Source organism: Novosphingobium panipatense, from assembly GCF_900182875.1.
GTDB classification, from domain to species: domain Bacteria; phylum Pseudomonadota; class Alphaproteobacteria; order Sphingomonadales; family Sphingomonadaceae; genus Novosphingobium; species Novosphingobium panipatense.
On the sequence record NZ_FXUI01000018.1, the window covers coordinates 26,933 to 53,178 of the forward strand.

General features: G+C 62.8%; 25 protein-coding genes. 3 read left to right on the top strand and 22 right to left on the bottom strand.

Features of this window, described 5'->3' with window-relative positions; translation table 11 throughout:
- The 20 genes from QOL62_RS17500 to QOL62_RS17590 form a co-directional block, all read right to left on the bottom strand.
- Positions 1–1,254, bottom strand: a complete 1,254-nt coding sequence (locus QOL62_RS17500; protein ID WP_007683419.1) for a metallophosphoesterase family protein — start codon at positions 1,252–1,254, stop codon at positions 1–3.
- 91 nt (positions 1,255–1,345) lie between these two features.
- Positions 1,346–4,816 carry a class I SAM-dependent DNA methyltransferase gene (locus QOL62_RS17505; RefSeq protein ID WP_007683417.1) on the bottom strand — a complete coding sequence of 1,157 codons (3,471 nt, stop codon included), beginning with the start codon at positions 4,814–4,816 and terminating at the stop codon, positions 1,346–1,348.
- Positions 4,817–4,895: 79 nt separating this feature from the next.
- Positions 4,896–5,780 carry an LPD7 domain-containing protein gene (locus tag QOL62_RS17510; protein ID WP_073507149.1) on the bottom strand — a complete coding sequence of 295 codons (885 nt, stop codon included), beginning with the start codon at positions 5,778–5,780 and terminating at the stop codon, positions 4,896–4,898.
- Positions 5,770–7,734, bottom strand: a complete 1,965-nt coding sequence (locus QOL62_RS17515) for a type IV secretory system conjugative DNA transfer family protein (protein ID WP_007683415.1) — start codon at positions 7,732–7,734, stop codon at positions 5,770–5,772. Before QOL62_RS17515 ends, QOL62_RS17510 begins: the two co-directional genes overlap by 11 nt.
- Positions 7,718–8,722: a P-type DNA transfer ATPase VirB11 gene (gene virB11 / locus QOL62_RS17520; RefSeq protein ID WP_007683413.1), complete on the bottom strand. Its 1,005-nt coding sequence runs from the start codon at positions 8,720–8,722 to the stop codon at positions 7,718–7,720. The genes QOL62_RS17515 and virB11 overlap by 17 nt, the downstream gene beginning before the upstream one ends.
- Positions 8,723–8,725: 3 nt before the next feature.
- Positions 8,726–9,943 carry a type IV secretion system protein VirB10 gene (virB10, locus tag QOL62_RS17525; protein ID WP_014072617.1) on the bottom strand — a complete coding sequence of 406 codons (1,218 nt, stop codon included), beginning with the start codon at positions 9,941–9,943 and terminating at the stop codon, positions 8,726–8,728.
- Positions 9,944–9,946: 3 nt separating this feature from the next.
- On the bottom strand, positions 9,947–10,804 hold the full coding sequence (gene virB9 / locus QOL62_RS17530) for a P-type conjugative transfer protein VirB9 (RefSeq protein ID WP_007683410.1): 858 nt from the start codon (positions 10,802–10,804) through the stop codon (positions 9,947–9,949).
- A complete protein-coding gene (locus tag QOL62_RS17535) occupies positions 10,801–11,499 on the bottom strand; it encodes a VirB8 family type IV secretion system protein (protein ID WP_007683408.1) in 699 nt (232 codons plus the stop codon). The genes virB9 and QOL62_RS17535 overlap by 4 nt, the downstream gene beginning before the upstream one ends.
- A gap of 336 nt (positions 11,500–11,835) precedes the next feature.
- On the bottom strand, positions 11,836–12,780 hold the full coding sequence (locus QOL62_RS17540; RefSeq protein WP_007683405.1) for a TrbL/VirB6 family protein: 945 nt from the start codon (positions 12,778–12,780) through the stop codon (positions 11,836–11,838).
- 21 nt (positions 12,781–12,801) lie between these two features.
- Complete coding sequence (locus QOL62_RS19970) at positions 12,802–13,020, bottom strand: EexN family lipoprotein (protein ID WP_150132838.1); 219 nt, start codon at positions 13,018–13,020, stop codon at positions 12,802–12,804.
- The gene (locus QOL62_RS17545) at positions 13,017–13,730 is read right to left on the bottom strand and encodes a TrbJ/VirB5 family protein (RefSeq protein ID WP_007683402.1); all 714 of its coding nucleotides are present in this window, start codon (positions 13,728–13,730) and stop codon (positions 13,017–13,019) included. Before QOL62_RS17545 ends, QOL62_RS19970 begins: the two co-directional genes overlap by 4 nt.
- A 3-nt stretch (positions 13,731–13,733) precedes the next feature.
- Positions 13,734–16,145 carry a VirB4 family type IV secretion/conjugal transfer ATPase gene (locus QOL62_RS17550; RefSeq protein ID WP_014072616.1) on the bottom strand — a complete coding sequence of 804 codons (2,412 nt, stop codon included), beginning with the start codon at positions 16,143–16,145 and terminating at the stop codon, positions 13,734–13,736.
- Positions 16,138–16,488 carry a VirB3 family type IV secretion system protein gene (locus tag QOL62_RS17555; RefSeq protein ID WP_007683398.1) on the bottom strand — a complete coding sequence of 117 codons (351 nt, stop codon included), beginning with the start codon at positions 16,486–16,488 and terminating at the stop codon, positions 16,138–16,140. The genes QOL62_RS17550 and QOL62_RS17555 overlap by 8 nt, the downstream gene beginning before the upstream one ends.
- Positions 16,485–16,823, bottom strand: coding sequence for a TrbC/VirB2 family protein (locus QOL62_RS17560; RefSeq protein ID WP_007683396.1), 339 nt, complete (start codon positions 16,821–16,823; stop codon positions 16,485–16,487). The genes QOL62_RS17555 and QOL62_RS17560 overlap by 4 nt, the downstream gene beginning before the upstream one ends.
- Complete coding sequence (locus tag QOL62_RS17565) at positions 16,820–17,485, bottom strand: lytic transglycosylase domain-containing protein (protein WP_007683393.1); 666 nt, start codon at positions 17,483–17,485, stop codon at positions 16,820–16,822. The genes QOL62_RS17560 and QOL62_RS17565 overlap by 4 nt, the downstream gene beginning before the upstream one ends.
- On the bottom strand, positions 17,482–17,820 hold the full coding sequence (locus QOL62_RS17570) for a hypothetical protein (RefSeq protein WP_009823965.1): 339 nt from the start codon (positions 17,818–17,820) through the stop codon (positions 17,482–17,484). Before QOL62_RS17570 ends, QOL62_RS17565 begins: the two co-directional genes overlap by 4 nt.
- 63 nt (positions 17,821–17,883) lie before the next feature.
- On the bottom strand, positions 17,884–18,816 hold the full coding sequence (locus QOL62_RS17575; RefSeq protein WP_283407093.1) for a phytanoyl-CoA dioxygenase family protein: 933 nt from the start codon (positions 18,814–18,816) through the stop codon (positions 17,884–17,886).
- 11 nt (positions 18,817–18,827) lie between these two features.
- On the bottom strand, positions 18,828–19,439 hold the full coding sequence (locus QOL62_RS17580; RefSeq protein ID WP_007683387.1) for an acyl-homoserine-lactone synthase: 612 nt from the start codon (positions 19,437–19,439) through the stop codon (positions 18,828–18,830).
- 74 nt (positions 19,440–19,513) lie between these two features.
- Entirely contained in the window at positions 19,514–20,260 is a 747-nt protein-coding gene (locus QOL62_RS17585) for a LuxR family transcriptional regulator (RefSeq protein WP_007683385.1), read from the bottom strand.
- A 13-nt stretch (positions 20,261–20,273) separates the two neighbouring features.
- Positions 20,274–21,035: a helix-turn-helix transcriptional regulator gene (locus QOL62_RS17590; RefSeq protein WP_007683383.1), complete on the bottom strand. Its 762-nt coding sequence runs from the start codon at positions 21,033–21,035 to the stop codon at positions 20,274–20,276.
- Between the two features lie 221 nt (positions 21,036–21,256).
- On the opposite strand from QOL62_RS17590, the gene QOL62_RS17595 reads away from it, so the two are divergent.
- Complete coding sequence (locus QOL62_RS17595; protein ID WP_013039076.1) at positions 21,257–21,826, top strand: hypothetical protein; 570 nt, start codon at positions 21,257–21,259, stop codon at positions 21,824–21,826.
- Here QOL62_RS17595 and QOL62_RS17600 read toward each other — a convergent pair.
- Positions 21,761–22,615, bottom strand: coding sequence for a methyltransferase family protein (locus QOL62_RS17600; protein ID WP_007683381.1), 855 nt, complete (start codon positions 22,613–22,615; stop codon positions 21,761–21,763). The genes QOL62_RS17595 and QOL62_RS17600 overlap by 66 nt on opposite strands.
- Complete coding sequence (locus tag QOL62_RS17605) at positions 22,612–22,875, bottom strand: DUF2933 domain-containing protein (RefSeq protein ID WP_007683380.1); 264 nt, start codon at positions 22,873–22,875, stop codon at positions 22,612–22,614. The genes QOL62_RS17600 and QOL62_RS17605 overlap by 4 nt, the downstream gene beginning before the upstream one ends.
- Positions 22,876–23,127: 252 nt before the next feature.
- Here QOL62_RS17605 and QOL62_RS17610 point away from each other — a divergent pair, with 252 nt between their 5' ends.
- Both QOL62_RS17610 and QOL62_RS17615 read left to right on the top strand, forming a co-directional pair.
- A complete protein-coding gene (locus QOL62_RS17610; RefSeq protein ID WP_013849921.1) occupies positions 23,128–24,576 on the top strand; it encodes an MBL fold/beta-CASP domain-containing RNA metallo-hydrolase in 1,449 nt (482 codons plus the stop codon).
- Positions 24,573–26,111, top strand: a complete 1,539-nt coding sequence (locus QOL62_RS17615) for a thymidine phosphorylase family protein (protein WP_007683378.1) — start codon at positions 24,573–24,575, stop codon at positions 26,109–26,111. The genes QOL62_RS17610 and QOL62_RS17615 overlap by 4 nt, the downstream gene beginning before the upstream one ends.
- The last annotated feature ends 135 nt before the right edge of the window (positions 26,112–26,246 follow it).

The following is a 26,246-nucleotide window of genomic DNA, read 5'->3' on the forward strand; positions in this document are numbered from 1 at the left end:
TCAGGCTTCCGGCGTCAGGCGCGACCGCAACGCCGTTGATGCGGTGCCGAGGATTCCTGCCCAGTCGCCCTGTGCCGCTAACAGACGCAATTCACCGTCCTCCGACTCACCGAGCGCGCTCTTCGCCAGAACCATGAAGCGCTCCAGATCCGCCTCAATCGCCGCCGCTAGTCCGAGGTCCGAGGAGCCCTCGCCGATCAATTCATCGAGATCCTCGCCGAGCACGGCGTGTTGTTCCGTGGTCGGCTCCGACACCAGTACCTTCACCTTCTCGACATGAAGGTCTGGCGAGATCGACGTGGCGATGGCGCGCACGTCGTCCCGAATGGCCCCAGCCTTGTCGATGAGCGCGCCTGCGCCTGCGAGCTCGCCCCTCAGGCTCACGCGGACGATCATTGGCCGACCGGAGCCATCGGCGCCGTGGATGCGCGTCAGTTCGGCGCGGATCAGGTCCGGGAGGCCGCCCGGCGATGAGCCGGCGCAATCGATGTCGAGGCGGATCCAGCGCACAACGTCCAGATCGATGCGATCAATGGACGAAACCTCGCCATCCACCACCGTCACGATGACTGCACCCTTTGCGCCCGCCTCGCGTATAGTGCGGCCCTGCACGTTGCCTGGAAAGACGACATAGGGGTTGTCGTTGACGATTTCGAACTCGTGCACATGGCCGAGTGCCCAGTAGTCGTAGCCCTTCCCGCGTAAATCTTCGACGCCACAGGGCGCGTATTTGGCGTGCCCCGGCCGCCCCGCCAAGGCGGTGTGGAGTACGCCGATGTTGAACGAGTTCGCTTCTGCGGCCGGATAGGAGAGGACGAGGTTGTCGGTGACGGCCGGCGTGGAAAAGCTCTGGCCGTGCAGCGCCACAGCGAGGTTCGGCAGCCTGTGGGTTTCGGGACGCCTCGGTCCGAATTGGCGAACGTTTGGCGGCCAAGTCAACGTCCGCGAGATCGCCGAGGCGGCGTCGTGGTTGCCGGCAATAATGAACGCTGGAATGCCGGCCTGATCGAGACGGCCCATGGCCCGGGCAAAGTAGAGTCCCGTCCCCATATCGCGCCAGTCGCCATCGAATAGATCGCCGGCGATGACGACAAAGTCCACCGCCTCGTCGATCGCGCATTGGATGAGGTTGTCAAACGCGGATCGCGTGGCCGACCGGATCTCCTCGACGGGAAGTCCATCGTACCGCGATAGGCCATGCAATGGACTGTCCAAATGGATGTCCGCAGCATGCAGGAAGCGGAAACTCGACACGGTGATGTTCCCCCCTGGCAGTCAGTGCCTACCGTTTATGAAGATAAGAGCGGCAAATGGAGACGTTGGCCATTTGCCGAAGCGCAGCTTCTCAGGCCGCATAGCGGCCGTCCTCAAGCTTTCGTACCATCCCCATTCCTGCAAGCGCATCAAGCACTGGCGCGACTGTAGAGGCGCGTTTCCCTTTGAATGCACGGGCAACATCTTTGGGCGCCAATGGTTTGGCGGACCGCGCCACGACGCTTGCGACGGCAACCACTTGTTCTGGAAGGGCGCTTGGCCAATCCCGCTCCACCTTCTTTGCCTTGGTGCCTCTGCGAAGTTGCAGGACGACTTGGGCCGGCTTCTTTCGGAGGGATTTCGCCTGGAAAGAGGGCCGAACCCACCGGATCTGCCCCGCACGCTCCTCCTCGGCTCGCTCGTCATTCAAAGCAACAAGCCTGACCAGCATTTCCTCATGTTCCAAGTCGCGCGGCCAACCGTATGCTTCAGCGACAGCCTCATCTATCTGTTGGTGATAATGGCGGATGAGCGAGACTTCGCCGCGTTCGGCGATGGACCGGTATTTGGGATCAAGAACTCCACCCTTGGCATCTCGCATACGGGCGAGCGTGGTATAAAGTGCTGTCAGGGTCAGATCCGAATGGCGCGCTAGAACCTTCCGGCGCAACCTGTCCAATTTGCGCGCTGCAATCCGAATCCTCTGCTCCAGTTCCGGCACGCTCGGCGGAAAGGGAAACGGATCAAAACAGGTTTCATTTTGATAACGCGGATCGTCGCCCGACCCCATCCGCCCGCCCGCACGAAGCGCCCACACGGTGTGCGCTGTGCTCGAGACCACGCCGAGAACATAGGGGTCGTCGGACGCAATCGCTATAACTGAGCCATCCACGAGACGGCCCGCACTGGGAATAAACTTGAAGAACCTCTCCGTAGCTGTTTCGCTGGTGACGATGTAGCGCCGGAGACCGCTGATGGCTGCACGAAGCCTCGGTCGAGGTTCTGCGAAGCGCCACCAATTGAGGCGGTACTGCTCCCTGTCGTTTTCATCGCGCTCTGGCTTCACATGATCGAACAGGTAGCGGTGCACGCCAGGGAAGCGATCATGCAACTCGTCCTCAGTCTCGATGTCGAAGAAGTCGAGAGCGTAAGTGTTACTTTGAGACTCAGTCACATCCGTGCCGGCCACAACCAGCGGCATTCGTTCCGGCGGCACGCCATCGGCGATGAAGCGGGCTCGCTGCTCGGTATTGATTTTGAATCCGTCACCGGACATTTTCACACCCATACGACAGATGTTGCCGTTGGCTCTGAGTGAGGTGGCGCCGGCGACGTTGGCGCCGGTAGTCAGATCGATGTTAATCGGCGCAACTTGCTCCTCAAACTCGAGCAGTGTTTCACCTTTTTTGCGCTTCTCCAGTGAAACGCTCGACAGCCGTCCTGCGCCTTGTCCGGCAGCAGCCGCAGTCATCGCGATCCGCACCGCAGCGGTTGTTTCCTGATCGTGCCACGGATGGTTCGGAATCGCGAAGGTCAGGTAGAGTTTGCCACCGCGCTCAGGATCGAGATAGCGGCTAAGCACCGAGCGATTACTCGATTGGGCAATAGTCTTCGTCGTGATGAGACCAAATCCTCGAACAGAGCCATTCGCTACCTGCTCGGCACTTCGTGCCCACCAATAGGTCACGAAATCGATCTCGCCAGAAAGGTCGCCGTACACGCTCCGGAGCGTATCGACGTAGGGCGACCCGAGGCGCTTGCGCATTCGGCGGCATCCGATGAAGGGCGGGTTCCCGATGATGAAGTCTGCCTCCGGCCAGACTTGCCGCCGCGGATTGACGTACCGATATACCGTTAGCCGACCGGAGTGATCGGGAACGGGTCGCCCGGTCACTGGATGCGGCTTCATCGACGTACCATCCCAGATCGTCTTTGGCTCGCCGTTCTCCATCTCAGGAAGCTTCTCGTCCCAATCAAGCAGGGCATCGGCTGGGATGATCGTTCTGACATCACGCAAAACGGGGGGCTCGGGCATCCGATCTTCTCCGTTCACACGAAAATGCCATTGAAGATAGCCAATCCAGAGCACGAGTTGAGCGATCTGTGCAGCCCGAGGATTGATTTCGAGGCCATGGAAGTTGGCAGGAGTAATCGTGTGGCTGCCGAGCTCAAGAAGATAGCGCTCATCGCCGAGTGCTTCGAGCAATTCGAGCACCTCTCCTTCCAACTCCTTAAGTCGCGCAAGCGCGACATAAAGGAAATTGCCCGTTCCGCAGGCCGGGTCTAGAATGACGATGTTTGCGAGCTTGGTGTGAAAGCGTTCGACCTCAAGACGCGCGGTCTCCTTGTCGCCTGCTTCCGCAGCCAAGGTTGCTGCGGTTCGCGCACCTTCCCAATCAGCGCGCAGGGGTTCCATTACGGTGGGGCCGACCAGTCGCTCTACATAGGCGCGCGGAGTGAAATGCGCGCCAAGCTTGGCGCGTTCTTTGGCATTCAGCGCACGCTCAAGCAAGGTTCCGAAAATTGCTGGCTCGACCTGGCGCCAGTCCGATGCCGCTGCGTCGATGAGGACGTTGATCTCACGCTGATCAAGCGCCAGCGCACTGGCATCCTTAAAGAGGTATCCATTGAACTGACGCACAACCTCCCCTGCCTCACCAAGGCCAAACGCAAGGCCACCGGTATCCATCGCCTCCCATAGCTGACTGAGTTGGGGGGCCAGGAGTTCGGGGCGATCGCGGACTTTTTTCAAGAGCGCGCTGAAACTCGCCTTCGGAATAAGACCAGTGTCCTCCGCGAACATGGTAAAGAGGAGACGCATAAGGAAGGCCGCCACGCGATCCGGGTCCTGCTCTCGAGCTTCGATACCCTGGGCTAGAACAGCCAGATGATCCGCAATTTTTCGCGTAACCCGTGCCGCCTCGGCCGAGGGGTCGAGCGACATTGGCATGGTCCAAATTGCCGCCAGGCGCTCCCGGACTGTCTTGTCGCGCAGTTCATCGAGGGTAATTCGATACCGACGACGGTCGGGAAATGGCGCATAGCCTTTCCCGTTGCGTTGAAAGTCCGCATAGACGTCGATGCAATATCCAACGTCGCTGACCAGCAGGAAAGGTGGCCAGCCATGTGAGCGGGGCAAATTCTTAGCGTAGCCCTCCGCTTGACTTGCAGCTCGCTGCATAGCGCCGGTCCATGCAGCGGTGTCTCGACGAGCCATGCCGCGCTTGAAGCGGTCCTCCGCAGTCTGGCCAAAGAAGTCGCGAAGCGAGTAACCTTGACCAGCGTCGACTGCCGCCAGGTCGGCACTGCTACCTTGCTTAGCCTCTAAGATGAAACTGCCACGCTTATAGCAATCAATCCAGCCGTTGGATGTAGCGCCATCAATCTCGGTTTTGATGACATGACGTTCGAAGACGTAATCATTCTGCGCTGTGTCACTTAGCGTTGGCCGCGGGGCCTCTACGCCGAGCAGTTGACACAGATCGGTTAGAAACAATTGTGTGTTGGCTCGCTCGTTGCCACCTGCGGGTGCCCACTTCGCAATAAAATCTTCGACGTCCACAGGCCCCCCTTGCTCTGAGTCTTTTGGGGCTCAGGACGATGAGGATCAAGCTATTCCGTGCGAGCGGTTTCAGTCGCGCCTATCGACTGCGAGATCGCTGGATAGGTGGGTGAACCTTAGACGATTCCTGTCGGCCGGACGCGACTTTGACAGGCCCCCGTTCCCGTGTATCCCTGACCGTGGCAGGACGAATTTGATGACCCTGTTCGACGTGGTTTCGCAGTTTCGTGGTCGCGACCTTCATAACACGCGAGATCGCTTCGGGATTGTCGAACAATGCGGTTCGCACGACCGCCTCGATCACTCGCAACTGACTTTGCGCGGCTCGCTCGTTTCTGTCTCCGGGCGCCTCAGGTCGGGATCGCGTCGGTCGCTCGCGAGCCTGTGACTGACCTCGGCCGGACTCCAGGCTGATTGATGGAACGGCAGCCGGCGCAATACTGTTGCGGCTCTTGTCTCGCCGTAGCCGATCCAATTCTTGTAGGTCGCGTTCGTTCGGCCGATATCCTCGTACTTCCAATCCTTGGCGACTGGCCTCGAGCCATGCTGCCCGGCGGAAGGCTTCGCTGCCAGTAAGATGAACATTCGACCATCCGCGATGCCGGGCGATGGCGACGAGATCACGCACGACCTCCTCACTCTCGCTCGAGGTGACAAGACGCCGCCCTTGGTCCCGAAATGCAGGCTCTTTTGCCTGCGCCGTCGTGAAGTAGGCCGGTTCGCCCGACCATTTGCCGGTCGACGAAAAGTAGCGCTTTCGCAGGGGCTCCGGTATGTCGCCGGCAGAAATTGATCGGGGCTCGACCCCTGCCCCCTCCTTGCCTTTGTTAGGGGTGCCGGGATCCTTGGGAATGTCGTCCCGCGTGTCTTTCCCAGAACGCGGTGCGGACTGACCTTCACCGATTGAAATGGCATTGGCGCGCTTCCTGGCGCCCCGCGAATTCTCGGACTTCTCAGCGGACATGGGCTGTCCTTTCCTGGATAATGGATGTGGATGGCTGCCCGACCGATGGCAAAAGTGCCCGCTCGACCATCGCCGACACGAACGCGATCGCGGCGGCCTCGTCGCCCGGGGGCGGCAGTTCGGCCAGGTCGCCCAGAACCAGCATGTCATCCGTGATCTTGGCCGCACCTGCCAGCTCGGCGTCGGTCATTTCCCGCATCACAATTTCCTCCTGTATGGTCTCGCCCGAGCTTGTCGCCGGCTGCTGTGGGGCGCCGCTCAGACCGGGTGTACCAGCGCCCTGCCGCGCTGAAGCCGGCGTAGGTGGGGAAAGCATTGCCGCGATTGGACGGGCGGACGGCACAGGCGGAGCAACCACCCGCCGAGTGAAGCGCGGCATCCGGTAATAGGCGATCTTGCGCCCTCGAATTGGGGGGATGCCGGCGCGAAGGAGCAGGAGCTCGTTCTTCGGCAGCTGCATGAGCTCTTGCGGCAGCAGGAGCGCGCGGCGCTGATCAGATTCCGAGATGCTCCGGTTCGCCAGTAGCCCGTGGATGGTACGGCTGCGGGATTTCACGTTCATCGTGAAAAAGCCGAGCCGTTCGGAAAGTTCGTTCGCGACCTTCAGCTCCTTAGGCGTGAAGACAACCTCGAGGCCGCAATTGGCGATGATCTCGTCGGTGACATCGGGACCGTAGATTGCGCGAAGCTGGGATCGGCTCTGAATGACCGGAACCAGGCGCAGGCCATAGCCGGCGACGTAGGAGAAGCCGCTCGCAATCACCGAGGCTTTGCCGAGCCTGGCGAACTCGTCGAGCAGGACCAGGACCGGGACATTGCTAGCGCCCTCAGGAAGGTCGCGGGTGTTGAGATCCACGAGTTGCTGCAGGAACAGACTGTAGATCGGCGCGATGCGGTCGATATTGTCAGGCGACACGCCAAGGTAAATCGACATGCGCCGACGCCGCACCTCGCGCAGGTCGAAGTCGCTCTCCGAGGTGGCGGTATCCACCATGGGGTTGAGCCAGAGATTGAGCCGTGCGGTGATGGTCTGCTTGATCCCGGAAAAGGTGTTGTCCGAGGCCGAGGTGAAATCTTGGATCGCGGACACGCAAGCTTGGCTGAGGCGCTGGCCCACCCTGCGAGCTTCCTGAAGCGCTGCGGGAAGGTCGCTCTTGGGATCCCCGCTCGTGAGGCGGCGGTATATCTCGCCGATGGTGAAGGGCAGGCCCGGGTTGGATGCGACCAGGGCGCCGACGCCGACAAAGGCCGCTCGCGCGGCCTCCGCCCAGAAGGGATCGGATCGCTCGGGCGCGGGGAACAGCATGCCCGCGATCTTCTGCAGCTCGTTGATGACTTCGGTGTCATCAGTCCGCCTGATGTGCGCCAGGGGGTTGTACCGCGCCGTCCGCCCCTCCGCGTCGAGCGGATCGAACAGATGCACTGCTTGGCCGGCCCGTGCCCGATAGCCGGCGCTTGCGCCCCAGTTCTCCCGCTTCACGTCGAGCACGATCACCGAATCTGGCCAGGTCAGCAGATTGGGAATGACGACGCCCACGCCCTTGCCCGCTCGCGTGGGCGCCTCGAGCAGAACATGCTCGCTCCCGCCGAATATCAGGAAACGTCCAGCCTTGCGGCCGACAACGATGCCGGCAGCGTCGCGAAGGCCCTCCCGCCGGATCTCGCCTTCGCGCGCAAACCGGGCGGTGCCGTGCAATGCCGGCCCGCGGCGCAGAATCCCGATTGCGAGGAGCCCGACCACAACAGCGCCCGCCAGAGCCCCGCGCTTTAGCCAAAGAATAAGCAGCGGGTCCGCCCGATAGTACCACAACCATGCGGGCAAGGCCGTGATGTCGGTGTTCGGGCCGATCTGGCCCATCCCAAAGAGGGCAACTGGCACGGCGATGGCGCAGCACAATAAGGTGCCGCCGGCAACGGACAGGCCGATGATCCAGAAGTTACGCTGCACCGGCATCGCCCACCTTCGGGTGGAAGTAGACCTCTTCGACCTCAAAGCGACCGCCATGGCGCCGGGTCTGGACGACCACATCGATGAGCATTCGCAAAAGTCCGCGGATATCATCGCGCGCGAGATCGCGGCCGCCCTCGGATTCCTTGACGAGCAATGTCAGCTGCTCGAAGGCGCCCGCCGCAGAGCCAGCATGGACGGTGGTGATCGACCCAGGGTGCCCCGAGTTGACGTTGCGCAGGTAGAAGAAGGCGGTGCCGTCGCGCAGCTCCTGCAGCAGGATCCGGTCCGGGCGCATGCGCAGCGCGCTCTCGAGCAGCTGCTTGGGACCGACCTTCGCACGGCCCTGCCCTTCGCCCGAATAGACCATGTGAACGACATTGCGATGGGGCACGATGAGTTCGCGCGTGTCCTCGATCGTAAGCAGCCGCTCGTCGGGCGGGATGAGCTGGATAAGCGCTTTCGCCAAGGTCGTCTTGCCGGACCCGGTCGCCCCGCTGACCAGGATATTCTTGCGCGCGGCGACCGCGACCTTGAAAAAGGCTGGCCAGTCGCCCGCGTCGCGAAGTGCCACCAACTCGGCGTCGGTTTCGGTAAGGTCCCGGGCGCTCGCGCGCGTCGTGTCAAAGAGGCCAGCGCGTGCGAGCTGGTCGATCGGCAGGGTTACGGTCGAGGGCTTGCGTATCGTAAAGGACGGGCAGCCGCTCGGCGTCACCGACGGGATCACGATCTGGCAGCGCTCGCCGCCTGGGAGGACGGTCGAACAGATCGGCGTCTGCCCATCGATGTCCTGGTGCGTGAAGCTTGCCGCGGCGACGGCGAGCGTTCCAAGCCACTCGCTGTCCAGTTCAGGCAACTCATGCCATCGCCACCCCTGCCGGTCCTCGATCCCCGCCTCGCCCGGGCGGTTGATGACGAGCTCGGTTACATCATCCGGCTCCAGCAACGGAAGAAGCGGTTCGAGATAATGGCGGAGGACGGCGGTATCGCGCATGGCTTACCGCCGCAGCTCCAGATTGTAGACATCGGCGAAGTTGAAGTCCTTGGCGACGAAGATACCGACCTCCTCGCCCTGGTTCTTTTTCAGCACCGGCCGGATGTTGATGTTGTTCTGGAGCGCGATCGCGGCCCCTTCGCTCGGCGCACGCGTGACATTGTTGAAATTGCCGTTGCCGCTCGATGCGGCCTGCCCGGCAATATAGGCGGCGTCATCGACGAGCGAGAGTAGGAGCGCGCCGCCGAACCGTGCCCAGAAGAAGCTGTCGACCGCTCCGGCGAGCCCGGCGCGGCCGAGCGCGTCTGACCCAGGCGAGGCAAGGTCGATGCGGACGCCTTGTGGCGTCACCGCCCGGGTCCAAAGCACAAAGAGGCGGTTCTGCCCCTGTTGGATGCCCCCGCGATACTCGCCGAGTACGCGCGTGCCCTTTTCCATGAGCACGACCCGGCCATTCTCGGAATACACGTCCCGTGGAATCAGGCAGGACGTGTATCCAGGCTGTGCGGAATTGATGGCCGTCTGAAGGGTGCAGGGAATCAATGTCCCCGCAGTGATCAGAAAATTGCGATTGGGGAGCATCGAGGCTCGCGCTTCGCCTACGGCTGAGCTTTGTCGCAGCAAGTCCAGCGCATTGGGCGCACCGCCCTCCGTACTCCCTGGCGTTCCTGAATTTTCGGTCGGTTGCGCGCTCGAGGCCGCCGCCGGGCCTTGCGAGGTCTCTCCACCGAGATCGCGCCCGCCATAGGCGATGAGTGTCGACCGTCGCGCCTGGTCGGCCAGGTTCGGCCGGGCGCCTGACGGGCCGGGCGCTGCACCGGGCTGCATGGCAGGGACGATCTGACCGTCGGGGCCAGGAACCCCGGCTGCGGGATTGAGCACCGGTGCGTTGGGATCGTTCCCGCCTGCGCCGAGCGGTCTCGGCTGCGGCGCGACCGCCGCGTAATCGACGGTTTCCCGGGCCACGATATCGCGCCGCTCTTGGGCCGCCCCGCCCGGTGCAGTGAGGTCACGATTGGAGGCCTGTTGGCTCGTTCCGGAATTAACCCACAGGATGCCGAGTACCATCGCCGTGCCGGCAAAGATGAGGGCGGTATTACGCTTGGAAGGCGTCATCCCCCCGATCGGCTCGATACCGCGCTCGTGCAGGATCTCGTCTTTTTCTGGCGTGAGATCGGCGCTCGGCAGAGGGCGCGAAACGGAGGATGGATCTTCAACCATGGCTCATTCCTGCGGATGTGTGATGGTGCGCTCGACATGGGGCGACCCGGTGTTCGTCCCATGATCGACCCCATAGGGTTCTGGCGCCTGATTATAGATGCACAGCACCTCGCCGCCCCGCCGAAGGCGCAGCTGACGCGCCACCAGATGGACGACGACGAATTCGTCACGGACGTCGAAGGGAACCAGCGTCTCAGACCCGTCTGGTCGCACCAGATATATAGCCGGCACCTCGCGGTTCGCTGGGAAACGCAACACCGTGAACTGCCCGTTATCGGAGACCTCCGACGGCTGAAGCTCGCTGGAGCCCTGCACCTTGTAGTTCATGTTGCGAGGCCCTTCGACGACCCCATGATCGAGAGCGCCGCGAACGGCCCGGCTCTCCAGGGCAGCCGCCTGCATGGCAATCTGCGCGGCCCTGAGACGCGCGGCGCGGTCTGCATCGTCCCTGGGATATCGGAACCGCACCTGAAAATAGGCTTGGCCGTTGCGGCCCGTGATCGGACCGCTGCGAGCGGTCAACTCGAACGCATAGCTGCGCAATTCGCCTCCGCGCGACGTGGTGACGATGAGATTGGTCGGTCCGGCACGCTCACGCGGCTTGAGGAACAGGATGTGCCCGGCGACGGCGACCTCCCAAGATACGGTGTCGCCCAGCGCGACGTGCTGGATCGTCTCATCGTCGCTCAGGACAATCTGTGTTGCGGTCCGGAACGTGCCGACGATCCGATAGACCTCGGTCTCTTCATATTCGACGAACTTGACGCGCGGGTCGGACGGACCACCTCGCGGAACTTCGACCGCGTGCGCCGCCGTTACAGGCACCAGCGCGCAAATGATGGCGGCGGAGAGCGCCCTCATCGGATCACCTCCGGATCGGCACGATAGTTTTCGACCTGGAATCCCAGCGGGTTCCGGTAGCGATCGCCTTCCGCCATGGGCGCGTTGGCGTAGGCGAACGTGATCGTGGCGATCCAATCGCTGTTCTGGATGTCGGTCTCGGTCTGGACTGTCCGCGTGAACCGGACATTGGCGACGCGATCGTTGATGAAGGCGATGTTGCGCACGCGCGCCTGCACAACTGCGTTCTTGCCCCAGACATTTTGGGGACTGGCACCATTGTTGCTACTGTAGAAGCGCGCCCAGCGCTGCTGTTCGGTCGGCTGCGAGAGGATCGTCACGAACCGAAAATTTTCTTCGGCCGCTGCCGGGATCCAGCTTTCGCGGGTTCTCACATACTGGGCGAGGAAGTATTTGGTGACCGCCTCATCGTAGCGCATCGGCCGCTGCGTGAGCGCGGTCTGGACATCCACCGCGCCGGTGGTCTGGTTGACGCGAATAACATAGGGCACGACAGTCTTGAGAGGCGTCAGAGCCGCAACTGCGAAGATCGAGGCCGCGGCCAGGAGTGAGGCGATGGCCGCGATGCTCCAAGCGATGCGGGTCGAGCGCAGCGCGTTCCGGATCCTGTCCTGATCCCAGCTTCGTGCGTCCCGGAAATAGCGCTGCAGCCCCGATGCCGGCACCGCCTCCGAGCGGTCATCAGCAGCTCGCATAATGCGGTCCCCTTGGTGCGAACGATACTTTGTCTCCGGAAGATGACGCGGAAGGCACGGCGGGCGGTGGGGGTGGATCGCCGTCTCTTGGATGCGATAGCGGCGGTATGGGCGGCGCAGCTCTCGGCGCCGTGGTCGCAGGCACAGGTGAGCCCGGTAAGACGCTTCCATAGATGTTCACGTCGCGCAGGTGATGGCCATTGCAAACCGCGAGCTTCTTTGGACCGGATGCACAGCCGACGACGCCGAGCGCAGCCAGAACAACGCCCAGGCAGGTGACGCTACGGCGGAAGCTAGGCGCGAATATTGGTGAAGAAAAAGCCATGAGATGCCTCGCTACGCCGCTTCGATGGTGCCGCCGCGGTGAGCGGCGCGCTCCAAGTTGCGGCTGTTGCGCATGACGCGACGCTGTCGGAAGGGAGATGCCATCGTGCCCCAGGCCGTTCCGGCGAAGGCACCCACGCCGGCAGCGGCTCCCCCGGCTATTCCCGTTGCAATGGCTGGAGCCTGGAAGAAGAAGATCGTGCCCAAAAATATGTACGCTGCAAACAGGACAGCACCGAAAGCCGTATCCACGACGCCTTCAGATGCTGCTGTTGCAGCCGCTCCGAGGTCTGTGATCAGGGTCGTGATGGCTATGATTACAGCAAGGAGAACGATATAGTTGAATACTTGCCCCAGCCAGCCGTGGAAAAAACGCCTCGTTGGCTCGAAGAGAGCTAGAGCGATGAAGATGGGGCCAAGTGCGATAATGATCGCCAACGCAACTTTGGCAAATATAGTAATAGCAAATCCAACCGCTGCCGAGAGCCCAGCTAATGCCTTCAGCCCCAGGCTCAGCGCATAGAGGACCAGTTTATATGGGTTAATGTCGCTGTACGTTGCGGCTTCAGTCTCTATCCGTGCAACTATAGCATCACTTTGAGTGTAATAGTCGTCGAAGGCCTCTCCTACTGTGTCGATCGTCTTACCGGCGAGAGCTTGGGAGATCGCATCGGGCATTCCGTGGAAGAGCGGCGTCGTGATCCAATCGGAATAGGCGACCGTCGTCGCAGCAACATACAGCAGACAGAGCTTCACCATCCGATAGAATAGCTCACCCCATGGTTCGCTGATGATGCCCCGCATCACCATGTACCCGAACAGGGCGATGTAGATAACCAGCCCGACAGCGAGCGGACCACGGACAACCTCTACGACGTTTTGGAGACGCTCGTTGAGGAAAAGATCAAGCTTCCCATCAACGTTCGCGTAAAGTGAATTGAACATGTCCGTGGCCATGCGAAGCTCCAAGGCGCTGGATTATTTCGAAAGCGACCGCATCTTGTTGTCGAGAATCCGGAGGCTTTCAGCGTTGGAACACTCCTGTTCGTTGGGATGTGATCCGTCGGCACAGGCCTTGACGAGTCCTCTGAGCTCTTCCGGGTGAGAGGTTAGATAGTCCTTCCCGCGCGGTGCCCGCTCGCATCCTGCGAGCATTCCCGCTGCGGCAAACCCAAGCAGCAAAGCTCTCGCGGTCATTGCGACAAGCTTTCTAGCTTCGTCGCCAGTATCGCTTCGCTTTCGCGCTGTGATCGCAACTGGACGTCTGCTTCTTGCCGCATTCGCAGCGCCTGCAATTGCAAGGCGTCGTTCTGGATATGGGCATTCTCGACCCCTACCCTCGCCTGGATATCCATGACCTGCTTGGCGTCCGAAGCCGTATCCAGCGAGGTTCTCAGTTCTTCGAGCCCGGCGGTACGCTGGGCCGACACGCCATAGGCCGCCTCCGCGATCGCGGCATCGCGCGCTGCGAGGTCGCCGTTCCGCAAGAGGTTGTCGCGGGAAGCGCGCTCATACGCCGACGCACCTGGTCGCAATTCCGGCAAAGCGATACGGTTGGCGTCCCGGATACGGGTCGCGGAGCTCCCGAGCGAGCCCAGGCTGGCATTGTCCGACGACATCAGCCGGCTGATGTCACGGGCCTCCCGCGGCAGAAGGTGGCGCATGGCATCGGTGGAAAGAGATGATGCGATGCCGTTGACGTCGGTGACCTGGTTGAAGCTGCCATAGAGCTGCTTCGCTTCTGCGATCTGCTCCTTCCCCTGATCGATCATCGACAGGGTGTTCTTCACCGTGGCCAGCGCCTGCAGATAGCCGGAGCTGTCGTAGACGGGGATACCTTGCGCGACTGCAGGCCCCGCCATTCCAAGGGCGATGGCGCCAAGTGCTGCGTATATGCCCTTACCCATAGCTCATCCTTTCCTGATCGATGCAGACCGACGCTGCTGGTGAAAAAGAGCCAACCATTTCGCCGGGTCGTCGCCGACATCAGCGCGAATGGCATCGAGGAGCGTCACGGTTTCCGTGGTGCCCGAGAGCACCGCGAGCTCGTCGGAGAGGCCGCCCAGGTCCAGTTCCACCACGATCGAGTCATGACCCTGCTTGATGAGGAAGCGGCGAGATTCCGGGTTCAGGTCGTGACGGACGAGCTTGAATTCCGCCTGGGTCAGGCCCAGCCCGTCGATATAATCCGTTTCACGCCCATAGGGGTTGGGCAGCAGGATCTTGGTCGCGACCTGCTCCATGATACTGTGCGAGATATCCGAGCGCAGCGCATCGGCCGGGCTCTGCGTGCCGAAAACCAGGAAGGCGTTCTGCTTGCGGTAGGTCTTCAGGCCATCCTGGGCAAAGGCGCGGAAAGCGTCATCACCCAGCGCCTTCCAGAACTCATCGATGTCGATCACCAGTCGTCGGCCATCCAGAAGGCCGTCGATGCGATGGAACATGTACATCATGATCGGCGTGCGAACTTCCGGATTGTCGAGGAAGTCGGTCATGTCGAAGCCGAGGAACGGCGCATCGAGCGACAAAGCATCGATCTCGTTGTCGAACACCCAACCCAGCGATCCGCCTCGCGACCATTTCTCAAGCCGAGCGCCGATGCCTTCCGGATCGCGCTGGCCGAGCAGCTGGCGCAGGGCCAGAATGGATCGGTTCTCCGGTGCGAGCCGCCCGAGCGACGCCAAGCCTTCGTCGATCATGCGCTCCTGGGTGACGCCCAGCGTGCCGCCGGGCGGCGTCACCAGCTGCCGGATCAGACGACCGAGAAAGACGAGGTTGCGCGGCCCATATTCGAGCGCCCGCAGCGGCGCGAAGCCGGTTGGCTCCCCGTTCTTCAGCGTCAGATAGATCCCGCCAGCAGACCGCACGTAGATCTCGGCGCCGCGATCCTTGTCGATGAAGATCTGCTGCGCGCCCGTCTTCTCGAGCTGCGCCATCAGGAAGTTCTGAACGACCGTTTTGCCCGCGCCCGAGGGACCGATGATGAGCGTGTGGCCGAGATCCCCGACATGGAAGTTGAAATAGTAGGGCGATTGCGCGGCCGTTTTCATCAGCGCGATCGCCGGACCCCAATGATTTCCGCTCGGCCGGCCTGCGGGGTAGGTATGAAAAGGTGCCAATGCGGCGAAATTCCGCGATGTGATTGCCGCCGGCCGCGCCCGCCACGCGAAGTTACCGGGAAGCTGAGCCCAGAAGGCTGCTTCGAGCGCCGGCCCTTCCCTCGCTGATACCAAACCAGCGTCCGCGAGCGCCGCCCGCGCGGCCGACAGATTATCGGCGAGTCGCCTCTGGCTTTCGGCAAACACCCCAAGCGAGAAATGATGTTCGCCAAGGACGAACCGATTGCTTTGAAGATCGTCGGCGGCGTCTTCGAGGTCGAGCGCCTGGCTTGCTGCCGCGTCCTCGGTCGAAGCCATCTGGTTCTGTCGCCGGCGCAGCCTTTCGGCTGCGCGCGCCTTCCCCATGAAGGTGAAGGACTGCGAGACGACGAACGCGAAATCCTGGCCGAGCAGAGCGTTCATCTGACCGGGACGGGTGAGCGCGGGATATTCCCGGATGCCGAAAATGCCCAACCAGCGGCTCGCATCATGGGCGCGGATCTCGACCGTCTCGCGTCCGAAGATCACCCGCTCGCCGTAGAGGGCTGATCCAAGATGGCCTCGGACCAGCGGGACCTTGGCCTTTGCGCCCATCATGACTTGCTCGAGCACTTCGAGCGGCCTGGAGAATAGGAGGCCATTCTGCTCATAAAGAGCGAGCCGCGCGGGGCTGCACCGCCGAAGCAGCTTTTCGATATCGCGCGCCTTCTCCTCGAAGCGGGCCAACTCGTCGGGGTCGACTTCCTCATCGGCCGCCCTGGCCTTGGCGATGCGCTTGAGGAGAAGCCCGGTCCGATCGGCCGAGCCGACCGCCGGCCGCATGATCAGCGTCAGATAATGCTCGTTGACGAACATGCGCTTGGCAGTCACCCGCGCGCGATATTTTTCGTCCAGATCGGCCGCGAAGTCCGAGCGGAATTGGCCTTCGGGATAGTCATCGACCGGGCGGCGAACGATGTGCGTCCAGAGCGCGAGCCGATCGTCGGCAATGTTGCGCCAGGTGCCGTTGAGCTTCTCGTGCCAGTCATTGAGGTGGATCGGATCCGCGGTCTCGAACGCAAGCCCTTCAAGGCGGAACATCATCATGAGGTCGCCGCTATCGAGCGCGATCACCTCCGATGTCACGTGGCGCACGTAGGGCAGATAGCGACCCGGCTCGGCCTCTTGCCGCAATATGCGCCACGGCGTCTTGCGCGGCGGAAGCTGGGCAGCCGCGCTAGCCACGCGCAAAGCCCTTGCGTTTCAGCCCGGCAACCGGGAGCGGCGAATAGGAACTGCCGCCCCACCAGGCGCGGTTCCGGCTGCGCGCCTTGGTCATGGTCCACAGCCACAGCAGCCGGAAGGCATTGGCATCGTGCCGCACGATGAGCCGCGCCACGGCAAGACAGGCGCCTCCGATGGCGCCGGCATAGAGCGGGTTGCCGCTGACGATCAAAGTGAGACAGGCGGCAAGCGCGATCGGCAACGAGGCTTCGAGCGGCACGCCGAGCCACATCGTCGGCCGCGTGACCGCCAGGAACAGCGTCTCCTCGCGCAGCCGCTCGTCCAGGGCGGCGCTCTCCTTCACGCACCACCTGTGATGGTGTCGACGATCCACTGCGCACTGAAGACGATGAAGATGCCAACGATGACCGTCACCAGAAGGCCGAGGCTGGCGCGCCCGGTGAAAAACATGAACCCAACGATCACGACCGCGATCACCGCGATGGTCTTGGCGAAGGTCCCGGTGAGCCAGGTCTTGATGTTCTCCGCCATGGACGTGATGCCGTCGGCACCTTGCGCGTGTGCAGGATCGCTCAGCAGCATCGAGACAAGCAGCGCCAATGCCATCACGCCGATGACGCGCAGCAGAAGTCGCGCCCATTGGGGCCGTCCGCCCGGGTGGGCGGTGATTGCTGTCATGGATGCTGTCCTTTCTGAGATGCGGCCCCGTCGCCGAACACCATGAGCGAGGCCTGGCTCGCCCTCGCCGCTGTATTCCACCCAGCTGCGGCCGGTGGCGAAACAGGGGTGTCGGGTGGCGGAGCGAAGGTGGGCAGAGATTGAGGAATCGCTGGTGCGGCAGCCACCGGCGCCGTGCCACGGATCAGCGGAATGACGGCCGACGCGCTGGCATAGACCCTGGCGACATAGCCATTGCGAAAGCCGCGCTGCCGGTCGCCGGTATTGTACATCGACAGGGCGGTCGCGATCGCATGATCCCGGCTCGGGGCAAGGCGCGCGACCGCCTGGTAGTTGGTCGCGAGGACACGCGCGGCGGCGGCCAGATTGGAGCAGGGTTCGAACGCATTTTCGACCGAAAGCCCCAGCCAGCCGAGATTGGCGCTGTTAATCTGTCCCAGGCCGAGATCGATGTTGTAGCCTCGACCAATCAGGCTGCGCGCCGCAGCGATTGCCTGCGCCTTGGTCGCGGGCTTTGGCGCGCGCACGCCGGGACTATTGACCCCGATTGCGAGACTGTTGAACCGGCTCTCCGTGTGGACGATCGAAATGAGCGTCTCAGGCGCCACCGTCGGTGCGCAAGCTCCTGCAAGCGAAAGAAGGGTGGCGACATCGAGGATCATCGGCGGCCGCCGTCCAAACGCTCGATGCCGGCCAGCGAGAAGGTCTGGCTGCGGCCGTCGTTGAACGTGATGACCACCCGGCGGCGAGTTGTGGAATCGCGATCATAGACCTTCGTGCGGGCGACGCCGCCGCTACAGCCGGGAAAGGCGCCGCCGGTGGCCAAGCGTTGCCATAGCTTGGTCATCGGCGACACGCATTGCGCGTATTGGGTCGCGCCACCGGGATTGGAAAGACACAGGAGAACCTGGCAGCCCAGGTCATTCGCCGCTGCCGGTGCGCTTGGAAGGGCTGTGGCGAGGGCGAGCATCGCCATGCCGAATATTGCACGTTGCATCGGGTCTTCCCCCGCGAGAGACAGCTCCCGCGTCGGGAAATGCCGTCAGCTATCCGTTGGATTTCACCTCTCTTTTGTTCCGACCGCGCTCGATTTCGGCAATCCCCCTAGCCGGGGGGGGAGTTGATCGGTTTGCTGCCGCAGGAATTCGGACAGAGCGCCTTCCTGGTCGGGCCGGAGAGCATCGATTGCGGCGAGATGGTCTGGCGGATCGCCGCCGAGCAGGATGGACGGGCACTGCCCGTCATAATTGCCGAGATTGGGGCGGTGCTGCTGGTAGCCGACCAGCGCGGCAAGCTCGGGATAGAATGCGCTGGCCACCTCGGGCGGATAGGTCAGCCACTGGTTCTCATAGGGCTTCAGCCAGCCGAGGCAGTAGCTGACGATGATGCCTCGGCGCACCGCGTTTGAACGATTCGCGCCGGCGCCATGGAGGGTCGATCCCAGGAATATGATCGCCGATCCCGGATCCGCTTCGATGGCGACCGGCTCCGCGCCGTCGTCGCCCTGCCCGCCATTGTGGCTCCCCGGCCAGACCAGCGTCGCCCCATTTTCGGCCTTGAACGGCGAAATCGGCCACATGACGTTGACGAAATATTCGAGCTCGCCGGTCGGACCGCGCCACATGTCCTGATCCCGGTGCGGAAATTGCGCTGGCGCCCCCGGGTGCAGCTCGAGCGCTTGCGTGAGGTTGAGCTGGACCGTGTCGCACCAGGGCTCGAGGATAGCGTGGACGAGGCGCATGACAACAGGGTTTTGGACAAGACTTTCAACCGTCGGCGCGCGCTTCAGCAGGCCACCGAAGCGTTTTGTCCGAGGGCCGTAGAATCCGCCCTGGCAGAAAGGCGTGGCGGCAAAACGCGGATGGAGGGATCGATTGATCTCCTCGATGCGTGACCGAGACTCGACATCCCGCAGGATGCAGAAGCCGTGCTGCCGCAGATTTTCGTCGGCTTTGGTCGCGGCGGAGACGCCGCGCCGTGCGATCGTGGCCATGATCGCCCTCCTCATGCTGCGGCGGGAAGATCGGCAAGGCCGACAGGGCGGAAAATGCCGCTCGCGCGCAGCTGCTCGCGCGTTCGGTCGTCCACATCGATTTGCAAGGCGACGAGACTTCGCCCTTGCTCGGACGTGGGAAGACCCAATGGTCGGCAAGTCCAGCCGAAACCCAGGATCTGCTGGAACCACGGCCACTCGGCGACCCCGGTGAAGCTGTGGATCTGGTTGGCGAGGGCATATTCGACGAGCGCGGTGACCAGCTGATTGCGCAGCTCGAGACGCTCCCGGGCGCGCAATTTTCGCGCAAGGCAAAAGCGGGTGATTTCCAGGATAGCACTGCCGCGCGGCGGCGCTTCCTCGCAAAGATCCGGGAAGATCGTGCCGAGAATATGCTCGTGCGTGGTCGGCAGAAGCCGTGCGGAGGCCCGGTGTTCCCCGTCGTCCCCGGTAACAACGATGTAGACGGCGCGATCATTGTCGAACTGATCGATCTCGTAGCGACCGGCGATGACCGGAACGTCCCAGCGAAGAAGATCGACGAAGACCCGCTTGCGCTCCTCGAACATGGAGCGAAACAGGCGGTGTTCCATGGCTTGCGAAAAGCCGGTCCCGATGTGCATGACAGCCTCCTTTTGGTGAGGCCTGTCAGTCGATCAGAGGCGGCTTTTTTGCGTTATCCCCAGTTCTGGGGAGATCATCGGCCGAACACATCGGCAAAGCTGATTTGCCCTTCGAACAAGGCGCGAATGGCGAGGAGGGTGCGCTTGGTGACGCCATAGCGGTCGCGCGCATCCTTCACATGCTGGATCACCGTTTCCTGGCCGATGCCGAGGATCTGGCTGATCTCCCAATCGGTCTTGCCCCGCGCGACCAGCGCCACGCATTCGGCCTGCCTTTCGGTCAGGCTCGGGCATTCGGATTGCGGCGCGTGGATCCGGGAAATCTTGCGTGCCGCTTCGAACGCGAAGCTGCCGACGAGCTGCACGAACGGCAGCTGCCGATGGTCGAGCATCTCGCCCGCCGCCATCGCGAAGGAACAGGATCCATTGAGCTCGCCAGGAATATGGGCCGGAACGGTGAAGCCGTCGCCCAGCCCGGCCTCGTAGGCTTCTGCCAGGATCGAGCGATCGGCGGCCGTCAGAGAGATGATCGACTGAACCGCCGACCAGGCAAAGCCCACATTGGTGCGATGGCTGGCGCGGTGGATCGGGTCGCTCGCATAGAGGCGTCTCGCCTGGAAGCGCTCCACCCAGTCTTGCGGATAGTCGACGATGTGGACCGAGCGAACCGCAGGCTTCAGGTCGACATGATGGACCAGGGCATAGTGCCGAAAGCCCATGGCCTTCGTGATTTCGGCCATCAGGTCAGACAAGGCCGTAGCGTCCTTGATCGCGCCAGCGACAGCGCAGAAATCCTGAACTTGCCCAAGCCCGATCATCATATGGCCGGCGAGATCAGAGCAGCGCTTCCATGTTGAGATGACCATCGCGAACCGCGCGCAGCACCAGCTGCGTGCGTCGTCGCACGCCATAACGCCTGCGGGCCGATTCAACATATTCGTGCACGGTATCGCGGCTGAGGCCGAGGATCTGGCCGATCTCCCAGTCGCTTTTGCCTTGCGCGACGAGCGCGATGCATTCGACCTGGCGAGGACTGAGAGGGACGCAGGCCAATGGCCCTGCCCTTTCGCCAAGCAGCTCGCGCGCCCGATCATAAGCGACCGAGCCGAGCAGACGGGCGGTCAGAACCTCTTCTGCACTCAGCGGCTCGTCGCGTGATCGGGCCGCAGTGAAGATCGCCTCGGGCTCGCCCGGGGTCCGGATCGGCAAACTGTAGCCCGATGCAAGGTCATGATCCCGGGCGCGGTCAAGGATGCCTCGCTGGCGCGGCGTGAGCTCCAGCACGTCGCCGACACGGTCCCAGGCCAGTCCAGAGGGCGTACGTGCGCAGGCCGCATGGATGGGATCTTCGAGATAATGGCGCTCTTCGAGCACTTCCTCGAGCCAGGCCGACGGATAGGTTGTGAGGAACAGGCTTTGCTCGTCGCCGCGCCGAAGGTCGATATTGTGAAGCAGCGTGAACCAGCGGAAGCCAAGATCGCGCACGGCGGCATCGATCGTGCCATGCAGATCGCCAAGGGTTTCAGCACGCTGACAGTCCGTCGCAAAGCGCGTGAGATCATCAAGGCGGCCGCAGTCTTTTATCCTGTTCGCCATAGGCGACGGAAGCTCGTTCGCGAGGAGACGGCTCGTCCACACCTAAGCGGCGAGCGCCATGATTATCAGGATGAGTTGAGAACGATTCGCAACAATCTACGATTAGAATGGATCGCCTATGACACTTTATCCGCCGGCAAAGTGTCATAGCTGACAACCCGTCTGTGGCCGCCGATTTGGGATTCACATTGATCCTGCTTTGTGCTTGATTCCATCATGTTATGTTTCATGCAGGCAAGCCTCTTGAACCCTCCATTGGCTGTGATGTCGCGGCCGTGCTCGAGACGCTGGCGACCGTATCGAGCCGGCCCCGTTATGCCTTCATGCTGCTCAACCTGATCGCCCAGGTGGCGGGGCCAGATGGAAGCGCCGGTCCCTGGGTCAGGCGGAACGATGGGCTCGTTTCCCTGCGCGATTGGCTATGCGACGCATTGACCCCGATGGCCCAGCGTGGTCCGCGCAGCATTACGCTGGCCGAGCGGGTCGAGAGCGACCTCGCTAGAAACGGACTGCTCCCCGGCGATCCGGAGAAAAGGCGCGGCGTGATCGCGGAGGAAATGCGGGCACGCATTCGCACAGCCGGCAAGAGTAATCTCAGTCGCGCCGTTTCCGAACTGGTGAATGCAGGCCTGCTCCGCCGACATTATCAGGGCTATCGCGTCGACCATCGGAACCGTGGCGGCCAGCGCCACGCCGTCTATACCTTGATCGGCGATGCTCTGCGTCTAGTGCCGGGCATCAGCTCCACACCGAATCTGCCCGTGCAAGGCGAACTTGCCCTCCCAAGATGATTGCGCAGTCGAACCGGGATTGCTGCAGTAGTGTGCTGTGAGGTCGGGTAACGATGTCCGAATAATAAGGCCAGTCAGAACGTCAGCATTGACCTTGCCGGCAATTACATCAGCCATTCCCGTCAAGGATCGCCATGGCCTTCTTCGACGCGAATGGATTGTCAGATTCGGAATGAAGCCGGGCACGCGAGCCATATAATCGCGGTAAACCTCGCCGAAGTTGGCTAGCGCCTCCTTTTCCTCATGCCGAGCCAGCCGAATATACATCACGACGAGCACCGGAAACATAGCAAGGGTCAAAAGGGTCGGCCATTGTAGCAAAAAGCCGAGCATGACGAGAATGAAGCCGACATATTGCGGGTGCCGGATCCGGGCATAAATCCCAGTAAGGGCCAATTGGTGTTTGCGCTGACTCAAGTGAAGGGCCGTCCATGCAACCGAGATCAGCCAGTAACCCACGCCGATCAGCACAAAGCTGGCGATGTGGAATGGACCGTAATGGGGATTAACTCGCCAGCCGAACATCATCTCCAGGAGATGTCCAGCATCGTGGCTCCACCAGTCGACAGCGGGGAAATACGACTGGAGCCACCCCGAAAGCACGAAGATCGTGAGCGGGAAGCCATACATTTCCGCGAAGAGCGCTATGATGAAAGCGCTGAACGCCCCCAAACTGCGCCAGTCTCGTTTAGTTGCCGGCTTGAAGAAGCTGAACGCAAAGAGGATGAAAACGGCGGCGTTAACCAGCGCGAGCCCCCACAGACCATAGCCATAGTCGGCGTGCGTCATCGCGACTCTCCTTCGATGCGGCCGTTGGGATTGGCCGGTAAGCCGGCGGGTGCCTGACCGGGCTCATGGCCATGCTGATGCCCACCATGGCCGCGGTGCATGAACAGGTGCATGAGCGGGCAGGCGAGCAGGATGAGATAGGGCAGCACACCCAGGAAGTGCGCGGTATGCTCGGTGAGGAGGAAGAAGCTAGCGACGAGCAGGAAGCCGATCAGAACGATCTTGCCGCGCTTGCGCATGCGATGGTCATGTTCGCCCATATGCCGTCCTCTTCTGGTCAACGTCCGGGCAGCATAGGCTCGAGTCCAAGGAGCAAGGTATAAGTAGAGACCGAAGTCCCCCGGGCATCGCGCAGGCATGGGTAAGGCGATCGATGGGATCGGCCATCGGCGTTCGGGCGACGCAGCTGTCGGGGAGCAGCAGTCGTGCTGCGGATTTTGCGTATAGGCGTGCGGCGTCCGCGAACCAATGCTGCGCTCACGAACATAATCGTGAGAGGCAGGCCCGCGTCCATGCAAAAGAGAAAGAAACGGCACCATTCCCGCGTGACCATCTTCGAGCGTGAAGCAAGGATCGATCTGGCCAAGCGCCCGGCCGATGGTCTCGGCGTTGCCTTTCTCGGCGCATCGGGAACGGTCACAGGGTCGCGTTATCTGGTGGACGATGGTGAAACTCAGATCGTGGTCGATTCCGGCCTGTTTCAGGGACCCAGGGATCTGCGCCGCCTTAATTGGGCATCGATCCCACCCGAAGTCGCGGATGTCGGCCAGGTGCTGCTGACCCACGCCCATCTCGATCACTCGGGCGCACTACCGCGCATGGCGCGCCTGGGCTGGGACGGGACCGTCCTTGCCACGCGGGCGACCGCGGCCCTGTGCGAGCTCCTTCTTCCCGACAGCGGCCATCTGCAGGAAAAGGATGCGGAGTTCGCCAACCAGCACGGCTTCTCCAGGCACCAGCCGGCGCTGCCCCTCTACACCCAGGCCGACGCGCGTCTGGCATTGCAGCTCTTCCGCCCGATCGAGTTCGGAGCGTGGCATGCAGTCACGGACGGCATCAGGGTGCGCTACCATCGCGCCGGCCACATCCTCGGCGCGGCGTCGATCGAGATCGACTGGAAGGGGCGGACAATCCTCTTCTCAGGCGATATCGGCCGTTACGGCGATGCGGTGATGAAGGATCCCGAGCCGCCCGCGCGCGCCGACTATGTCCTGGTGGAATCGACCTATGGCGATCGGCGCCACGAGCAGGTCGATCCGACAAAGACGCTTGGAGATCATGTCGAGCGATGCGTCGAGAGAGGCGGGACGGTGGTGATCCCGGCCTTCGCCGTGGGACGGGTTCAGTCGCTTCTCTATCATTTCTCGCGTCTGCGCGCGCAGGGACGCCTCCGCGACATCCCGATCTTCCTCGACAGCCCGATGGCGATCAACGCGAGCGGGCTGATGTGCGATTTCATGGACGAGCATCGCCTGGCTCGCGCCGAGTGCGAAGCGGCGTGCAGCGTCGCGCACTATGTGCGCGAAGTGGAGGAATCCAAGGAACTCACCGCCAACCCCACCCCCAAGGTCATCATCTCGGCCAGTGGAATGGCAACGGGCGGCCGCGTGCTCCACCATCTCAAGCGCTTCGCGCCGGATGGGAAGAACCTCATCCTCTTCTCGGGCTTCCAGGCGGCGGGCACCCGCGGCGCCGCCATGATCGGCGGCGCCCGGACGATCAAGATCCACGGCGAGTATATCCCGGTCGAAGCCGAGGTCGCCAACCTGACGATGCTCTCGGCGCATGCCGACAGCGACGAACTCATGCGCTGGCTCGGGTCGCTGCACGAGGCCCCGCGCCACGTCTATGTCACCCATGGCGAGCCGACCGGCGCCCAGGTCCTGGCGAAGCGTGTCTCGGAGGAACTGGGTTGGGCATGCAGCGTACCGGCGCTGGGTAGCTGGGGCATGCTCGCGTGAAGCCCGGGATCATCGAGGACGCCGAAGCAGAGCCTGTCGCGACGACGCTGCGGGCACGCCGCATCGGCCTGTCGGCTGCCGGAAGCGATCTGATCGCGGTCATGCGCCACGACTGTCCCGTCTGCCGCTCGGAAGGTCTTGCGTCCCGCGCGCAGGTCGCGCTGCGCGCCGGCGGGCGGGAAATCGTCGTCTCGCTGCTGCACAGCTCCGCGGAGACTCCAGCGCCCGGCGAGATCGGCCTCTCCGAATCCGCATGGCAGCGGCTCGGCGTCAGCGATGGCGATCCGGTCGAGATCGCGCACGCCCAGCCTCTCGCCTCGCTCGCCGAAGTGCGTCGGCGCATCTATGGCAATCGTCTCAGTGACGGGGCTTTTTCAGCGATCATCACCGACATCGCCGAGCGACGCTATAGCGATGTCCATCTCTCGGCGTTCGTCACGGCCTGCTCAGCGGTCCCGCTCGATACGGACGAAACGATCAGCCTGACCAGGGCGATGGTCGATGTCGGCGAGCGATTGCAGTGGCCCGGAACGGTCATCGTCGACAAGCATAGCGTCGGTGGCTTGCCGGGCAATCGCACCACGCCGATCATCGTCTCGATCATGGCCGCGGAGGGCCTGATCATGCCCAAGACATCGTCGCGGGCGATCACCTCACCGGCCGGCACGGCGGACACGATGGAGGTGCTGGCACCTGTCGACCTCGACGTTTCCGCAATCCGCAAGGTGGTCGAGCGCGAAGGCGGCTGCATCGCCTGGGGCGGCGCCGTCAACCTCAGCCCTGCCGACGATGTGATCATCGGCGTGGAACGGGTGCTCGATATCGATGCCGTCGGGCAGATGGTCGCCTCGGTGCTGTCCAAGAAAATCGCGGCCGGTGCGACCCATCTGGTCATCGACATCCCGGTCGGGCCGACCGCCAAGGTACGCGGCGCCGATGCCGCCGACACGCTCGAGCGGGCGCTGAGCTCTGTCGCCCAAGCCTTCGGGCTTCGCACGCGCGTGATGCGCGGCCCCGGCGCCGAGCCGATCGGACGGGGCATCGGTCCGGCGCTCGAGGCGCAGGATATCCTTGCCGTGCTCCAGGGGCAGCCGGGCGCCGAGGATCTCGCCCACCGGGCCTGCGAGCTGGCGGGAGGACTGCTTGAGCTCGCGGACGCAGCCCCGGCCCGCGAAGGTTATGCGCGTGCGCGGGCGTGCCTCGAAAGCGGCCGGGCCTGGGCCAAGTTCCAACGTATCTGCGAAGCGCAGGGCGGCATGCGGGCTCCACCGGTCGCCCGGTTCCAACAGGATATGATCGCTCCCTATAGCGGCCGCCTGGTGAGTATCGACAATCGCAAGCTCGCGACGGTCGCGAAGCTTGCCGGCGCGCCGATGGCCAAGGCCGCCGGCGTCGCGCTGCAGTGTCGGCTGAACCAGATGGTGGATGCCGGGGCTCCCTTGTGTAGCATTCATGCCGAGAGCCCGGGCGAGCTCGACTATGCGGCGGCCTATGCGGTGAGCGACGGGCCGATCTTCGGGATTGAAGCGCTATGAACCGTCCCGTGCTGTTCGCGCTGTCTGGCAGCGAGGCCCTGGCACAGCCGCTATCCGCCGCGCTCGATGCAGAGGTCGGCACGATCGAGCATCGTCAGTTTCCTGACGGGGAAACCTATCTCAGGGTCGGAAACG

Coding starts and splice junctions, on each gene's coding strand:
- QOL62_RS17510 (WP_073507149.1), bottom strand. CDS start 5,780: ATGTCCGCTGAGAAGTCCGAGAATTCGCGGGGCGCCAGGAAGCGCGCC.
- QOL62_RS17515 (WP_007683415.1), bottom strand. CDS start 7,734: ATGCCGGTGCAGCGTAACTTCTGGATCATCGGCCTGTCCGTTGCCGGC.
- virB11 (WP_007683413.1), bottom strand. CDS start 8,722: ATGCGCGATACCGCCGTCCTCCGCCATTATCTCGAACCGCTTCTTCCG.
- virB10 (WP_014072617.1), bottom strand. CDS start 9,943: ATGGTTGAAGATCCATCCTCCGTTTCGCGCCCTCTGCCGAGCGCCGAT.
- virB9 (WP_007683410.1), bottom strand. CDS start 10,804: ATGAGGGCGCTCTCCGCCGCCATCATTTGCGCGCTGGTGCCTGTAACG.
- QOL62_RS17535 (WP_007683408.1), bottom strand. CDS start 11,499: ATGCGAGCTGCTGATGACCGCTCGGAGGCGGTGCCGGCATCGGGGCTG.
- QOL62_RS17540 (WP_007683405.1), bottom strand. CDS start 12,780: ATGGCCACGGACATGTTCAATTCACTTTACGCGAACGTTGATGGGAAG.
- QOL62_RS19970 (WP_150132838.1), bottom strand. CDS start 13,020: ATGACCGCGAGAGCTTTGCTGCTTGGGTTTGCCGCAGCGGGAATGCTC.
- QOL62_RS17545 (WP_007683402.1), bottom strand. CDS start 13,730: ATGGGTAAGGGCATATACGCAGCACTTGGCGCCATCGCCCTTGGAATG.
- QOL62_RS17560 (WP_007683396.1), bottom strand. CDS start 16,823: ATGACAGCAATCACCGCCCACCCGGGCGGACGGCCCCAATGGGCGCGA.
- QOL62_RS17565 (WP_007683393.1), bottom strand. CDS start 17,485: ATGATCCTCGATGTCGCCACCCTTCTTTCGCTTGCAGGAGCTTGCGCA.
- QOL62_RS17570 (WP_009823965.1), bottom strand. CDS start 17,820: ATGCAACGTGCAATATTCGGCATGGCGATGCTCGCCCTCGCCACAGCC.
- QOL62_RS17575 (WP_283407093.1), bottom strand. CDS start 18,816: ATGGCCACGATCGCACGGCGCGGCGTCTCCGCCGCGACCAAAGCCGAC.
- QOL62_RS17580 (WP_007683387.1), bottom strand. CDS start 19,439: ATGCACATCGGGACCGGCTTTTCGCAAGCCATGGAACACCGCCTGTTT.
- QOL62_RS17585 (WP_007683385.1), bottom strand. CDS start 20,260: ATGATGATCGGGCTTGGGCAAGTTCAGGATTTCTGCGCTGTCGCTGGC.
- QOL62_RS17590 (WP_007683383.1), bottom strand. CDS start 21,035: ATGGCGAACAGGATAAAAGACTGCGGCCGCCTTGATGATCTCACGCGC.
- QOL62_RS17595 (WP_013039076.1), top strand. CDS start 21,257: ATGTTTCATGCAGGCAAGCCTCTTGAACCCTCCATTGGCTGTGATGTC.
- QOL62_RS17600 (WP_007683381.1), bottom strand. CDS start 22,615: ATGACGCACGCCGACTATGGCTATGGTCTGTGGGGGCTCGCGCTGGTT.
- QOL62_RS17605 (WP_007683380.1), bottom strand. CDS start 22,875: ATGGGCGAACATGACCATCGCATGCGCAAGCGCGGCAAGATCGTTCTG.
- QOL62_RS17610 (WP_013849921.1), top strand. CDS start 23,128: ATGCAAAAGAGAAAGAAACGGCACCATTCCCGCGTGACCATCTTCGAG.